Annotated in this window: 14 protein-coding genes; 1 reads left to right on the top strand and 13 read right to left on the bottom strand. The window is 68.7% G+C overall.

The features are described from left to right. The first annotated feature begins 54 nt into the window (after positions 1-54). The gene (locus FN976_RS00605; protein WP_145889911.1) at positions 55-1,218 is read left to right on the top strand and encodes an MFS transporter; all 1,164 of its coding nucleotides are present in this window, start codon (positions 55-57) and stop codon (positions 1,216-1,218) included. Positions 1,219-1,242: 24 nt separating this feature from the next. Here the strand turns inward: FN976_RS00605 and FN976_RS00600 are convergent, their stop codons facing one another. From FN976_RS00600 to FN976_RS00540, 13 genes are all read right to left on the bottom strand, one after another. Then, positions 1,243-2,214 carry a Bug family tripartite tricarboxylate transporter substrate binding protein gene (locus FN976_RS00600; RefSeq protein ID WP_145889909.1) on the bottom strand — a complete coding sequence of 324 codons (972 nt, stop codon included), beginning with the start codon at positions 2,212-2,214 and terminating at the stop codon, positions 1,243-1,245. Then, the gene (locus tag FN976_RS00595) at positions 2,211-3,188 is read right to left on the bottom strand and encodes a Bug family tripartite tricarboxylate transporter substrate binding protein (RefSeq protein ID WP_145889907.1); all 978 of its coding nucleotides are present in this window, start codon (positions 3,186-3,188) and stop codon (positions 2,211-2,213) included. Before FN976_RS00595 ends, FN976_RS00600 begins: the two co-directional genes overlap by 4 nt. Before the next feature lie 22 nt (positions 3,189-3,210). Continuing rightward, complete coding sequence (locus FN976_RS00590; protein ID WP_145889905.1) at positions 3,211-4,737, bottom strand: class I adenylate-forming enzyme family protein; 1,527 nt, start codon at positions 4,735-4,737, stop codon at positions 3,211-3,213. Positions 4,738-4,834: 97 nt separating this feature from the next. Beyond that, positions 4,835-5,983 carry an acyl-CoA dehydrogenase family protein gene (locus FN976_RS00585; RefSeq protein WP_145889903.1) on the bottom strand — a complete coding sequence of 383 codons (1,149 nt, stop codon included), beginning with the start codon at positions 5,981-5,983 and terminating at the stop codon, positions 4,835-4,837. Next, positions 5,980-7,155: a thiolase family protein gene (locus tag FN976_RS00580; protein ID WP_145889902.1), complete on the bottom strand. Its 1,176-nt coding sequence runs from the start codon at positions 7,153-7,155 to the stop codon at positions 5,980-5,982. The genes FN976_RS00585 and FN976_RS00580 overlap by 4 nt, the downstream gene beginning before the upstream one ends. Next, positions 7,152-7,538 carry a Zn-ribbon domain-containing OB-fold protein gene (locus FN976_RS00575; RefSeq protein WP_145889900.1) on the bottom strand — a complete coding sequence of 129 codons (387 nt, stop codon included), beginning with the start codon at positions 7,536-7,538 and terminating at the stop codon, positions 7,152-7,154. The genes FN976_RS00580 and FN976_RS00575 overlap by 4 nt, the downstream gene beginning before the upstream one ends. Positions 7,539-7,548: 10 nt before the next feature. Then, positions 7,549-8,454, bottom strand: coding sequence for an SDR family NAD(P)-dependent oxidoreductase (locus tag FN976_RS00570; protein WP_145890042.1), 906 nt, complete (start codon positions 8,452-8,454; stop codon positions 7,549-7,551). 14 nt (positions 8,455-8,468) lie between these two features. Then, the gene (locus FN976_RS00565) at positions 8,469-9,278 is read right to left on the bottom strand and encodes an enoyl-CoA hydratase/isomerase family protein (protein ID WP_145889898.1); all 810 of its coding nucleotides are present in this window, start codon (positions 9,276-9,278) and stop codon (positions 8,469-8,471) included. Then, a complete protein-coding gene (locus tag FN976_RS00560) occupies positions 9,275-10,882 on the bottom strand; it encodes an AMP-binding protein (protein ID WP_145889897.1) in 1,608 nt (535 codons plus the stop codon). Before FN976_RS00560 ends, FN976_RS00565 begins: the two co-directional genes overlap by 4 nt. After that, the gene (locus tag FN976_RS00555) at positions 10,879-12,033 is read right to left on the bottom strand and encodes an acyl-CoA dehydrogenase family protein (RefSeq protein ID WP_145889895.1); all 1,155 of its coding nucleotides are present in this window, start codon (positions 12,031-12,033) and stop codon (positions 10,879-10,881) included. The genes FN976_RS00560 and FN976_RS00555 overlap by 4 nt, the downstream gene beginning before the upstream one ends. Next, positions 12,021-12,425 carry a MaoC family dehydratase gene (locus FN976_RS00550; protein ID WP_145889893.1) on the bottom strand — a complete coding sequence of 135 codons (405 nt, stop codon included), beginning with the start codon at positions 12,423-12,425 and terminating at the stop codon, positions 12,021-12,023. The genes FN976_RS00555 and FN976_RS00550 overlap by 13 nt, the downstream gene beginning before the upstream one ends. Before the next feature lie 70 nt (positions 12,426-12,495). Beyond that, positions 12,496-12,939 (bottom strand): MaoC family dehydratase N-terminal domain-containing protein, encoded by a 444-nt coding sequence (locus tag FN976_RS00545; RefSeq protein ID WP_145889891.1) that lies wholly within the window; start codon positions 12,937-12,939, stop codon positions 12,496-12,498. Next, positions 12,936-14,123 (bottom strand): lipid-transfer protein, encoded by a 1,188-nt coding sequence (locus FN976_RS00540; RefSeq protein ID WP_186510703.1) that lies wholly within the window; start codon positions 14,121-14,123, stop codon positions 12,936-12,938. The genes FN976_RS00545 and FN976_RS00540 overlap by 4 nt, the downstream gene beginning before the upstream one ends. Positions 14,124-14,216: the final 93 nt, after the last annotated feature.

Genomic DNA, 14,216 nt, shown 5'->3' with positions numbered 1-14,216 from the left:
GCCCGCGCCGGGGGCGGGTTTGTAGGACCGGCTCCTGTTCCTGGGCCGAACCTCATGCATTTCGTCACCCTGCTGGCCCTGGCGGCATTCTTCAGCGGCGCCGCGCTCCGCATCTGCGACGGCCTCATCCCCCGCCTCGCCGCCGACTTCGGCCTCACGACCGGCCAGGCGGGCAGCGTCGTCATCACCTTCTCGATCGCCTACGGGTTGATGCAGCTGGTCTTCGGCCCCTTCGCGGACCGCTTCGGCAAGGCCCGCATGGTCACGGTGGCCGTGGGGGGCTGCTCGGTGCTGGCCCTGGTCTCCGCGGCCGCACCGAACTTCGACACCTTGCTCATCGCGCGCGTGGCGTGGGGCATGGCCGCCGCCGGCATCATCCCGCTGGCGATGGCATGGATCGGCGATGCCGTGCCCTTCGAAGAACGCCAGCCGACGCTGGCCCGCTTCCTCACGGGCACGCTCTCCGGGATGATGGCCGGCCAGCTGGCGGGCGGCCTGTTCGCCGATTCCGCCTGGGGCTGGCGCGGTGCCTTTGCCGCGCTTGCCGCGGGTTTCGCCGTCGTCACCGTCCTGCTGGTGGTGCGCATGCGCGCCGCGAGCGTGGTGGCGGCACCTGCACCCGCGACGGGCTTCCTCGACGGCTTGCGCCGGGTCGCATCCACGCCTTGGGCGTGGCGCGTGCTGGCGGCCGCGCTGGCCGAAGGCATCCTGCTGCTGGGGCCGGTGGCTTACCTGCCGGCCTTTCTGCACCAGCGTTTCGGCCTTTCACTCTCGGCCGTCACCGCCATGCTGGCGCTCAATGCCGTGGGGGGCCTGGTGTATGCCATGTCGGCCCGCAAGATCGTGGCGCGCATGGGGCAGTTGCGCATGGTGCTGGTGGGTGGCTGGGTGATGGGCCTCGGGTACCTGGCCTATCTCTTCTCACCCTGGGCCTGGACGGCCGGGCCGGTGGCCCTGCTCGTGGGTTTTGGCACCTACCTGTTCCACAACACCCTGCAGACGCATGCCACGCAGATGGTTCCTGAGGTGCGGGGCAGTGCCGTGGCGGTGTTCGCGTTCTGCCTGTTCACCGGGCAGGCGATCGGCGTGACGCTGTGCGGCTACGCCTATGACCACGGCGGCGCCGCGTGGATGCTGTTGCCGACGGCGCTGGGGTTGCCGGCGGTGGGGTGGGGGTTTGCGCGGGCGTTGCGGCGGCATCAGCGGACGGCAGATTGAGAATCTGCGTCCGCTCACCCTGCTCTACTCGACGTTGATCCCCTTCGTCACCGTCCCCCACATGGCCCGCTCCCGGCTCGCCTGGGTGGCCATGGTCTCGGCCGAACCGGGCCAGCGGTCGTACCCGTGCTCGTTCCACAACACCTTCAAGTCGTCGCTGGCCAGCGCCTTGCGCGCCGCCTCGGCGTAGCGCGCGGCCAGCGCGGGCGGCAGTTTGGGCGGCGCGTAAAGGCCGAACCAGCCCACCACCTCGAAATTCGGCAGGCCGGCCTCGCGCATCGTGGGCACGTCCGGCAGCGACGGGTTGCGCTCGCGCGACGTCACGGCCAACGCCCGCACGCGGCCCGACGCGACGTAGCTGCGCGCCGTACTGACGATGTCGAACATCATGCCGATCTGCCCGCCGATCACGTCGGTCATCGCCGGCGCATTGCCCTTGTAGGGCACGTGCATCAACTGGGTCTGGCTCTGCGCCGCCATCAGTTCGCCACTGAGGTGATTCGAGGCGCCAGTGCCCGCCGATCCGTAGCCCAGCTTGCCCGGGTTGGCCTCCGCGTAGGCCAGTAGGTCGGCGACGTTCTTGAACGGCAAGTCCTTGTTCACCACCAGCACGTTGGCATAGCTGACCAGCGGCGCGACGGGGGTGAGTTCGGTCGCCGGGTCGAACGGCATCTTCTTGTAGATGTTCGGGCTGATGGTGATGGTGGGGCTGGCCGCGAAGAACAGCGTGAGTCCGTCGGGCGCGCTCTTGGCCACCGAGGCGCCGGCGACGTTGCCCGAGGCGCCTGGACGGTTCTCCACGATCACCTGCGTGCCGAGTTCGCGCGCGAACACCGGGGCGAAGAGGCGCGCGGTGGTGTCCACCGGGCCGCCGGCGGCGTAGCCGACGATCAGGCGAACCGGCGTGCTGACCTGGGCGGCAGCGTGCGCTGCCACAAGCATCAGCGCACCAGCGATCGCGGCGCGACGTGTCAGAGTGGGGTGAGTGGTTTTCATTGCGACAACCTGATGTTGGCATCCTTGATGATGCGGGCGTAGATCGCGTAGTCATCGTTCATGATCTTCGCGAACTCCGCCGGCTTGTTGCCGGCGGTCCACAGACCCAGCGCCTCGATCTTGGCGACCACATCGGGCATCTTCAGGATGCGGTTGACCTCGTCGGAGAGCTTCTGCACCACGGGCGCAGGCGTGGCCGCGGGCGCCAGCACGCCGAACCAGCCGTAGGGCTCGAACGACTTGTAGCCCAGTTCCTGGAACGTGGGCACGTCGGGGAGGCCGGGCATGCGCTGGGTGCCGGTGACGGCCAGCGGCCGGATCGATTTCAGGTGCGGCCGCGCCGAGGCGCTGTCGATGAAGGCGGAGGCGAGCTGGCCGCCCACCAGGTTGACCACCAGCGGCGCGGCACCCTGAAAGGGCACATGCGTCAGGTCGATGCCCGCTTGCAGGTTCAGCAGCGAACCCTGGATGTGCGACGAGGTGCCGGCGCCGTAGCTGCCGAAGGCGTACTTTCCGGGACTGGCCTTCACCAGGGCGACGAAGTCCTTGAGGTTCTTCGCGGGCGAATCCAGCGGCACCGCCAGCATGCTGGGGCTGCGCGCGATCATGCTCACCGGCGCCAGGTCCTTCATGGGGTCGTAGGGCAACTTGTCCATCAACGGCGGCTGCTGGATCAAGGCCGTGATCGCGACCAGCAAGGTGTGGCCATCGGCCGGCGCCTTCGCGACGAAGTTGTTGCCAATGGTGCCGGAGGCACCCGGCTTGTTCTCCACAACCACCGGCTGGCTCCAGGCCTCCTGCAACTTCTGAGCGAGGGTGCGAGCCAGCGTGTCCGTGGCGCCGCCGGCCGGGTACGGCACGACCAGCTTGACCGGCTGGCTGGGGTACGGGGCGTTCTGCGCCAGGACGGGCGCGCAGAGCAGCGTGGCGGCGGCGCCCAGGCACAGGCGCCGCATCAGGGATGGCTTTCTCATGGGTCGGTCTCCGTTGGTGTTGTCAGTGGATCGGTGCCGCGGCCTGGCCGGCATGCAGGCGCAGCAGTTCGCGCTTGAGCACCTTGCCGTTGCCGGTCATGGGCAGCTCGGGCACCACGTGCACCTGGGCGGGTTGCTTGTAGGGCGCCAGGTTGGCACGCAGGTGCGCTTGCAAGGCATCGGCATCGAGCGTGGCGCCAGAGCGCAATTGCACGAAAGCCAGCACTTCCTCGTTGCCGTCCGCTGCGGGCCGGCCCGCGACGGCGGCGCGTTGCACGGACGGGAAGGCGTTGAGCACGGCCTCCACTTCGCCGGGGTACACATTGAAGCCCGAGCGGATGATCATTTCCTTCAGCCGGTCGACGACGAAGAGCGCACCGTCCTCGCCCCGCTCGCCGATGTCGCCGCTGGCGTACCAGCCGCCTGCGCGCATCACGGCACTGGTGGCTTCGGCATCGTGGAAGTAGCCAGGCATGAGGCCGCGGCCGCGCAGCCAGATCTCCCCGCGGTGGCCGGGCGGGAGCTCGCTGCCTGTTGCCGGGTCGGTGATGCGGAACTCGGCGCCTTCCAGCAGGTGGCCCGCCGCGGTGTCGTCGCGCTGTTCGTTCAGGCGGGTCACGCACACCGAGCCGGCGTACTCGGACAAACCGTAGCCGTGGTGCAGCGGCAGGCCGAACGCGGCCTCGACCCGGCGCTTCAGCGTCCTGTCCAGCGGGCCGGCGCCGGCATAGAGATAACGCAGCTGCGGTGCGGGCGGCAAGGCGATGCCGCGCTCTTCCATATAGCCGGCCAGCCGTGCGAACAATGTGGGCGGGCCCTGCAACTGGGAGACCTGGTGATGGGCCAGCGCATCCAGCACGTCGGCCGGATCGAAGCGGCTGCGCATCACCAGGCTGGCGCCGGCGTGCAGGCTCGCCACCAGGACCGTTCCCAGCCCGAAGATGTGCGTCATCGGCAGGCAGGCATACGAGCGGTCGGTCGGGCCCAAGGCGCGCGAAGCGGCCGACACACGTCCGAAATGCGTGACGCCATCGTGCGTCATCAACACGCCCTTGGGCGTGCCGGTGGTGCCGGAGGTGAAGATGATGGCGGCGACGGTGTCGGCCAGCGGATCGCCCTCGGGCCGCGCATCCTTGCGCGGCGAGGTGCGCTGCAGGCCGGCCACCTGCGAGTCGCGGGCGCCCAGCCGCCGGGCATGGGCTGACGCAGCCTCCGAGACCCCGGACGTGAAGTAGCAGACCCTGGCATCGGCCTTTGCAGCGAACGCATCCACCTCGCCGGGCGCCATGCGCGCATTCACGCCGCACGACCACGCCCCGACCCGGCTCACCGCCAGGATCAGCGCGACGTGCTGCGGGCAGTTCTCGGCCACGATCAGCACGCGGTCGCCCCGGCCCACGCCATCCGCCCGCAGCTCGGCTTCGGCGCGGGTGACCAACTCGCCCAGCTGGGCGAAGGACCATGACGCATCCGGCAGGTGGATGAACACGCGGGCCGGCTCGCGCGCCAGCCAGTCGTCGAACAGGGTGTGGATGCGCGTGCTGACCATGCTCAGGTTCCTGCGCGGGCCCCCGCGGAACCGGCTTTGCCGGGCCGCTGGGGGCGCCCCCTTGAGGGGGAGGCGCCGTAGGCGCTTCGGGGGTGGTTCATCTCTCCCGGACCAGGTTGCGCGCGATCACGATCTGCTGGATCTGGCTGGTGCCCTCGTAAAGGCGGAACAGCCGCACGTCGCGGTAGAAGCGCTCGATGCCGTAATCGCTGACGTAGCCGGCGCCGCCGAAGATCTGCACCGCGCGGTCGGCCACGCGGCCGCACATCTCGGAGGCGAACAGCTTGCAGCACGAGGCTTCGGTCGCCACGTTCAGCCCCTCGTCGCGCTTGCGCGCCGCATCGATCACCATGCAGCGCGCCGCGTAGATCTCGGCCTGGCTGTCGGCCAGCATCGCCTGCACCAGCTGGAACTGCGCGATCGGCTCGCCGAACTGCTTGCGCTCCACGGCGTAGTTCAATGCATCGCGCTGCATGCGCTCGGCCACGCCCACGCAGATGGCGGCAATGTGGATGCGGCCCTTCTCCAGCACCTTCATCGCGGTCTTGAACCCATGTCCCTCGCGGCCGCCGATCAGCTGCGAAGCCGGCACGCGGCAGTTCTCGAAAATCACGTCGGCGGTGTGGGCGCCGCGCTGGCCCATCTTCTTGTCCCTCTTGCCGATGGTGATGCCGGGCGTGTCCGCCTCGACGATGAACGCCGACACGCCGCCCGCGCCCTTGTCCTCGGGGTTGGTCCGCGCCATCAGGGTGAAAATGCCCGCCTGCGGCGCATTGGTGATGAAGCGCTTGGTGCCGTTGACGACGTAGTGGTCGCCCTCGCGGATGGCGGTGGTGCGCAGTGAGGCGGCGTCCGAGCCGGCCTCGGGCTCCGTCAGCGCGAATGACGCGATCAGCTCGCCGGTTGCCAGGCGTGGCAGGTACTTCTGCTTCTGCACCTCGGTACCGTCGAACAGGATGCCCTGCGAGCCGATGCCCACGGTGGTGCCGAAGAGCGAGCGAAAGCACGGCGACGTCTGGCCCATGGCCAGCATCACCATGACCTCTTCTTCCATCGTGACGCCCAGGCCGCCGTACTCCTCCGGCACCGTCAGGCCGAACAGGCCCAGTGCCTTCATCTCCCCCACGAGGTCCTCAGGGATCTCGTCGGTCTCGGCGACGAGGGCCTCGCTGGGGACCAGGCGCTCGCGGACGAAGCGGTTGACGGCGTCGAGCAGCTGAGCGAGGGTTTCGGGGTCGCGGATCACAGCGCGTCCCCTGTCCCCAGGATCGCGGTGGCCTGGCTCGACAACATCCCGCCATTGCCGTGTGCAATGGCGGTCTTCGCGCCGCGCACCTGCCGCTCTCCGCAGTCGCCGCGCAATTGCCGCACCGCCTCGATGAGCGCGAAGATGCCGTACATCCCGGGGTGCGTGCACGACAGGCCGCCGCCATTGGTGTTGACCGCCAGCTTGCCGCCCGGCGCGATCGCGCCATCGGCGACGAAGCGGCCGCCCTCGCCTTTCGGGCAAAAGCCCAGGTCTTCCAGGAACAGGATGGTGTTGATGGTGAATGCGTCGTACAGCGCCACCACGTCCATGTCCTTCGGCGCCAGGCCGGCCATCGCGAAGGCTTCGCGCCCCGATTGGCTGGCGGCGGTGACCGTGAGATCCGGCATCGACGAGATCTGGCGGTTCCACACCGCCGTGGCGTTGCCCAGCACATAGACGGGCTTCTTCGGCAGCGTCTTCGCCCGTTCCGCGCTCACCAGCACGTAGGCGCCGCCGCCGTCGGTGACCAGGCAGCAATCGCGCACCGACAGCGGATCGGACACCATGCGTGAGGCCAGCACGTCCTCGCGTGTCAGCGGATCGCGCATGAACGCCTCCGGGTTCAGCCGCGCCCAGGCCCGGGCCGCCACCGCCACGTCTGCCAGTTGCTCGCGCGTGGTGCCGAACTCGTGCATGTGGCGCGAGGCCGCGAGGGCGTAAGCCGACACCGGGAACATCGGTTCGTACGGATGCTCGTAAGGCTGCGGGTCCAGGTGGCGCCGCGCCTGGCCGATCTCGCGCCGGCCGAGCGTGGAGCTGCGCTGCGCGCTGCCGTAGCAAACCAGCACCGCGCTGCACTGGCCCGAACGGATGGCCTGCATCGCGGGCAGCAGATGGGCGATGAAGCTGCTGCCGCCCAGCATGGTGCCGTCGATGTAGCGCGGGTTCAGCCCGAGGTACTCGATCACCGGCATGGCCCACATCGCCGCCGAGGCGCTCGCGGTGCAGAGGCCGTCGATGTCGCTCATCTCCAGGCCCGCATCGGCGACGGCCGCGCGCGCCGAACGCGCCAGCAGCTCCATGTCGTTGAAGCCCGGCGTCTCCCCGCAGCCGAACGTGGCCACACCGGCGATGGCCGCGCTGCCGCGCAAATCCTTCAGCGCGTTCATGCCGCGCCTCCTTCGAGCGGGTCGAACAGCACCAGGCCGCGGCCGTCCTTGACCTGCACGCGCGCCTTCACGCGCTGGCCGATCTTCACGGTGTCGGGCGCGAGGTTGTCGACGCGGCTCATCATGCGCACGCCTTCGTCCAGGTCGATCAACGACACGTTGATGTCGCCGCCTTCGGCGGGCTTGCGCCGCACGGTGGTCACGGCGTACACCGTGCCCGTGCCGGCTGGTGCCGACCACTCCAACGCTGCGCTGCCGCAATGCGGACAGCTCTCGCGCGGGAAATACACATGCTTCGCGCAGGCCATGCAGCGCTGGATCAGGAAGCGGCCGGCGTCGAGCTCGAGCTGGTGGAAGGCCTGCACGCCTTGGGGTTCGGTCATGGCGTGCCCCTCAGACCGGATCCCAGGAGAACACGTCCCCGGATCGATCCAGCGCGAAGAAGCTCGCCTTGAGCGCGGGCAAGGCATGCGCCGCGACGCTCTGCGGCGTCCAGCCTTCGCTGCGCTGCACGGAGCGGATCGGGCGCGGCTGGCTCATCAGGAAAATCTCGTTGTTGCGCACGGCGAACACCTGGCCATTGACGTCCGCGGCCGCATCGCTGGCCAGGCACACGGCCAGCGGCGCGATCTTGGCCGGCGTCATCTGCTTCATGCGGTCCACGCGCGCTTGTTCGGCTGGCGTTTCCGTCGGGATCGAGCCGATCATGCGGCTCCAGGCGAAGGGCGCGATGCAGTTGGAGCGCACGTTGAACTTGTTCATGTCGAGGGCGATCGACTTGGACAGCGCCGTGATGCCCAGCTTGGCCGCCGAGTAGTTGGCCTGGCCGAAGTTGCCAACCAGCCCCGAAGTCGAGGTCATGTGCACGAAGGCGCCGCTTTCCTGCTCCTTGAAGTGCGGCGCGACGGCGCGGCTCACGTAGAAGGTGCCGTACAGGTGCACCTTGATCACGCTGTCCCATTCCTCCGCGCTCATCTTGTGGAAGAAGCGATCGCGCAGGATGCCGGCGTTGTTGATGACAACGTCCACGCGGCCGAATGCTTCGACGGCCGTGCTGACGATCCGGGCCGCGCCCGCCTGGTCCGACACGCTGTCGGTGTTGGCCACGGCCTCGCCGCCCAGCGCCTTGATCTCGTTGACGACGGCCTGCGCGGGGCCCGCATCCTGGCCCTCGCCGGCAACCGAAGCGCCGATGTCGTTGACGACGACCTTCGCGCCTTCGCGCGCCATGGCCAGCGCGATGTCGCGGCCGATGCCGCCGCCGGCGCCGGTGACGATGACAGATTTGCCCATCAGCATGGGGGTGGGGGTGATCATTTCGCTTCTCCTTGTCGGGTGGGCCACTGGAAACCCAGCGGCTGCTTGTCCAAAAATCGTTGCACCGCTTCGCGGTGCGGCGTGGTCTGGAAGCAGAGCGCCTGCGCGTTGGCCTCGGCCTCGAAAGCGGCTTCCATGGCGCCGGCATCCAGTGCGAAGCGCTTGACCAGGCCGACGGCCAGGGGGGACGCGCCGGCAAAACTCTCGGCCAGCGCCAGCGCGCGCGGCAACAGCGCACTGGCCTCGTGCTGCTCCATGGCGATGCCGAGCGCAAGCGCTTCGGCCGCGCCCACTTCACGCGCGGACAAGAACAATTCGCGCGCCCGCTGCGCACCGACGGTCCGCGGCAGGGTGTAGGTCGCACCGCAATCGGGCACCAGGCCCATGCGCATGAAGACCATGCAGAATTTGGCGCGCGGCGTCACCAGCACGAAGTCGGCGGTGAGCGCCAGGCTGAAGCCGGCGCCGTAGGCCGCGCCATCCACCGCCGCGATCACCGGTTTGTCCAGGCTCAGCAGGTCGCGGAAGATCGCGTTCGCGGCGTGCATGCGTGCGCGCAAGCCGTCGCTCTGCAGCTGGCCGGCCGCCGCGATCGCGCGCAGGTCGCCGCCCGCGCAAAAGGCACCGTTCGCTCCGTGCAGGACGACGGCGCGGATGCCGGCATCCGCCTGGATCTGCTCGATCGCGCGCCCCAGGCCCTCTTTCAAGGGTGCCGTCAACGCATTGCGGGTGGCGGGGTCGTCGAGGGTGACGACAGCGGTGCTGCCCTGGCGCTCGAACCGGACCCCGGGATGGACGTTGTTCATGGGTTCACCTTTCCGGCGGCTGCGTGCCGCTCCGCTTCCTGCAGTTCGCGCCAGAGGATCTTGCCGGTGCCCGATTTGGGCAGGCTGTCCACGAACTGGACGACGCGCGGCGCCTTGTAGACCGCCATGCGTTCGCGCGCCCAGGCGATGACCTGCTGCTCATCCACCTCGCCCCGGTAGCCGGGCTTGAGCACGACCACCGCCTTGACGGTCTCGCCGCGCTTGCCGTCCGGCATCGCCACGACACAGGCTTCATGGATCGCGGGATGGTCATACATCGCGCTCTCCACTTCCGCCGGCCACACCTTGTAGCCGGACGCATTGATCATCCGCTTGAGCCGGTCGCGCAGGAAGAAGTAGCCCTCGTCGTCGACCTGGGCCAGGTCGCCGGTGCGGAAGAAGCGTTTGCCGTCGATCTCGAGGAAAGACTCGCGGTCGGCTTCGGGGTTGTTCCAGTACCCGCTCATGACCTGCGGGCCGTGCGTCACCAGCTCGCCGACTTCCCCTTGCGGCAATTCCTTCAGCGTGATCGGATCGACGATGCGCGAGTCCACGCCTTGCGTGGGCATGCCCAGGCACTGCCGCTTGCCGCGTGCGAGCGGGTTGGCGTGCAGGAACGCCGCCGTCTCGCTGAGCCCATAGGCTTCGTTGTAGGAAAGACCGTAGCGCTCGAGCAGCATCGCCGACACGGCTTCCGGCATCGCCGCACCGCCTCCGGAGAGCAGCGCGAGGCTGGAGAGGTCACGCTGCTGCGTGTCGGGATGCGAGAACAGGTCCAGCACCATGGCCGGCGGCGCGGTCCAGACGGTCACGCGGTGCTGCTCGATCAGCCGCGCCGCGGTGGCGGCGTCCCAGCGCGCCATCATCACCGCCGTGCCGCCGAGCACGATGGGCATGTTCATGCCGTTCTGCAGGCCGAGCATGTGGAACAGCGGCGCGACGGCCAGCACGACCGATTCGGCGTTCAGCCCCTTCCACACCTGCGAGGACGCGAGCGCCGCGACCATCGTCGCGTGCGTGTGCATGCAGCCTTTGGGGTGGCCGGTGGTGCCCGAGGTGTAAGGCAGGACGGCGAGGTCCTCGGACCGCGGGACTTCAGCGGGCGGCGCGAGTCCCGCGGCAACGGCCTCGTCGAACGTGGGTCCGGTGCCGGCGCCGATCACGATCCCGCTTTCGAACAATCCGGCCGGCACGTTCGCCAGCAGTTCCTCGGCGACGAAGGCCACCCGGGCACCGCTGTCCTGCGCGTAGTGGCGGATCTCGCCCGACTTGCTCATCGGGTTGACCGGCACCACGACGGCGCCGGCACGCAGGATGGCCTGGAAGGCCACCACGAATTGCGGGGAGTTCTGGCTGGCGAGCAGCACGCGGTCGCCACTTGCCACGCCCAGCCGTTGCTGCAGATGGCCCGCAACGGCGTCGACCGATTGCTTCAGCGAGGCATACGTCATCACCGCATCGCCATGGATGATGGCCGGCTTGTCCGGGTAGCGGCGCGCCGCGGTGTCCAGGTACTCGGGCAGCGTCGCACGGGGCACGACCAAGTCTCGCGCCACGCCCTTGGGCCAGAAGCGGAAGTGGGCCGCGCCGTCGCGTGCAGTCATTTCTTGTCCAGCGACCGGGCGATGATTTCCTTCATCACCTCGTTGGCGCCGCCGTAGATGCGGCCGACCCGCACGTCGGCGTACAGCCGGGCGATCGGGTATTCGTTCATGAATCCGTAGCCGCCGTGCAGCTGCAGGCATTCGTCGACGATGCGGCAGCAGGTGTCGGTGGTCCACCACTTGGCCATGGCTGCCGTGGGAACGTCGAGCTCGCCACGCATCAGGCGCGCGATGCAGTCGTCGACGAACGCCTGGGCCACACGCACCTGGGTCTCGCACTCCGCCAGCTTGAACCGCGTGTTCTGCAGCGCCATCAGCGGCTGCCCGAACACGTTGCGCTCGCGCACATAGGCGACCGTCTCGTCGACGGCCCGCCGCATGCTCGCCACCGCGCCGACGGCGATCAGCATCCGTTCCCGCGGCAGCTGCTGCATCAGTTGCGAAAAGCCCTTGCCCTCCTCGCCCAGCAGGTTGCCGGCGGGGACACGCACGTCGTCGAAGAACAGCTCGGTGGTGTCCTGCGTCTTCTGGCCCATCTTGTCGAGCAGCGGACCCCGGCGGAATCCCGCGGCCTCGTTGGTTTCGACCATCAGCAGCGAGATGCCCTTGGCACCGGCATCGGCGCCGGTTTTCACCGCCACGCAAATCAGCCCGGCGTGCAGGCCGTTGGTGATGAAGGTCTTGGCGCCGTTGATGCGCCAATGGTCGCCTTCCAGCCGGGCGGTGGCCTTGATGCGTTGCAGGTCGGTGCCGGCGCCGGGCTCGGTCATCGCGATGGCCGCGACCAGCTCGCCGGTGGCCATGCGGGGCAGCCAGCGCTTCTTCTGCGCCTCGGTGCCATAAGCCAGGATGTAGTGGGCGACGATGCCGCTGTGCACGTTGTTGCTGAAGGCCTGCGCCATGCCGTAGAACTGCTCTTCGCAGATCACCGCCTCGTGCAGGAAGCTGCCGCCGCTACCGCCGTATTCCTCCGGGATGCTGGCGCACAGCAGGCCCGCGGCACCGGCCTGGGTCCAGACGGCACGGTCGGCGTGGTGCTGCGCGCGCCAGCGCGCCTCGTTCGGGACGCATTCGCGCGCAAAGAAGCGCCGCGCGGTGTCGCGCAGCATCTCGAGCTCCGGGTTCATCCAGGGGCGGGTCATGGAGGCCATGCGACAAGCGCCTCGCCGGTGAGCTTGGCGACGCCCTGCTGGTTGCGGGTTGCCAGCCGCACGCGCACCAGGCGCTCGCCTTCGTGCTCGAAGACCTCCACCGCTTCGCCGGTGCAGGTGATGCGCTCGCCCACCTGGGTGATCGCGGCGAAACGCACGTCGATCGACCGGATCGCCGTTTGGGGAACCCAGTTCGTGAGCAGGCGGGCCAGCCAGGCGGTGGACAGCATGCCATGCGCGAAGACGTCCGGCAGGCCCGCCGACTTCGCGAAATCGATGTCGACGTGGATCGGGTTGTGGTCGCCCGAGGCGCCGCAGTACAACGCGAGGTCCAGCCGGGTGATCGGCGGGAGTTCCAGTGGCGGCAAAGCATCGCCGACCCTCACTGTCATTGCGGGCTCGACCCGCAATCCAGGACTTCCTGGATCCCGGATCGAGTCCGGGATGACAACTTTATTGTGCTCAGTCATTCTGCATCACCGTCACGCAGCGCAGTTCGGCCACGAGCTCATCGCGCTGGTTCGTCACGCGCGTCTTGCGCACCACGAACTCCAGCGCACCGTTCTTCTTGTCGTAGATGTCTTCAATGCGCTGCGCGAAGGTCAGCGTGTCGCCTGCATAGGCCATGGCGTGGTAGCGGAACCCTTGCTCGCCGTGCAGCAGGCGCCGGTAGTCCAGGCCCAGCAGCTCGCGGATCGCGGCCGGGTTGGGCGACTCCATCTCCAGGCAGAAGAAGAACGTCGGCGGCACCGGCAGGCCGGGATGCCCGGCCGCGCGCGCCGCCTCTTCGTCGAGGTACTGGGGATCCGTCTGCCCCGTCGCCTTGGCAAACAGGCGCAGCCGGCCCTTCTCCACCGCCACCGGGAACGGCGGCACCGTGTGGCCGATGTAGCTGCGAGCTATCATTGAACCGCTTGATAGAGGGTCACGACACAGGCGCCGCCCAGCCCCAGGTTGTGCTGCAGCGCGAGCCGCGCGCCTTCCACCTGTCGCTGATCGGCCTGGCCCCGCAGTTGCCAAACCAGTTCCGAGCACTGCGCGAGGCCGGTGGCGCCCAGCGGATGCCCCTTGGAGAGCAAGCCGCCCGACGGGTTGGTCACCACGCGGCCGCCATAGGTGTTCTCGCCTTCGACAATGAAACGCTCGGCCGTGCCTTCGGGCGTGAGCCCCAGCGCTTCGTAGGTGATCAGCTCGTTGGCGGTGAAGCAGTCGTGCAGTTCCACCACGTCCAGCTCCTCGGGGCCGATGCCGGCGGCTTCGTACACCTGCTTCGCCGCGTTGGCGGTCATGTCATAGCCCACCAGCTTGCGCATGTCCGCGCTGCCGAAGGTGGCGGGCGTGTCGGTCGTCATGGCCTGCGCGGCGATCACCACGCGCATGTCCAGGCCGTGCTTCTTCGCGAACTCGGCGGAACACACGATGGCCGCCGCGGCGCCGCAGGTGGGCGGGCAGCACTGGAAGCGGGTGAGCGGGTCGAACACCGGCGCGGAGTTCATCACCTCGTCCAGCGTGAGGGTCTGGCGGAACACGGCCAGCGGATTGCGCGCGGCATGCTGGCGCGCCTTGACGGAGATGCGGCCGAAGGTGTCGCGGCGAATGCCGTACTGCGCCATGTAGTCCCTTCCGGCGCCCCCGAAGAACTGGGCCGCGCGCGGCGCTTCGCGGTCATAGCCCTGCTTTTCGGTCATCGCTTCCGCGAACTTCGCCAGCGGCGAAGGCCGGTCTTCATAGTGGCCCTTCAGCGCGCCTGGCTGCATCTGTTCGAAGCCCAGCGCGATTGCGCACTCGACCACGCCGCTTTCTACGGCCTGCCGGGCCAGGAACAGCGCGCTGGAACCGGTGGAGCAGTTGTTGTTGAGGTTGAAGACCGGGATGCCGGTGAGGCCGACACCGTAGATGGCGGCCTGGCCGGCGGTCGAATCGCCGTAGACATAGCCGACGTAGGCTTGCTCCACCAGCGCGTAGTCGACGCCCGCGTCGTCCAGCGCCAGCCGGGCGGCACGCGCGCCCATGACGGTGTAGGGGTCGCTCTGGCCCGGCTTGGTGAACGGGATCATGCCCACGCCGACCACATGGACGGGGCGCTGCATCTTGCTCATGGAAACTCCTTCGGTGACTTGTCGAAGAGTGTGGACGGGAGCCACAACGGGATCAATCGCGAAATGGCCCAAACCGATTGGCGG

Origin of the sequence: Caenimonas sedimenti (assembly GCF_007833165.1) — a bacterium.
Lineage (GTDB): Bacteria > Pseudomonadota > Gammaproteobacteria > Burkholderiales > Burkholderiaceae_C > Ramlibacter > Ramlibacter sedimenti.
This window is presented reverse-complemented; position numbering and strand designations above follow the sequence as displayed.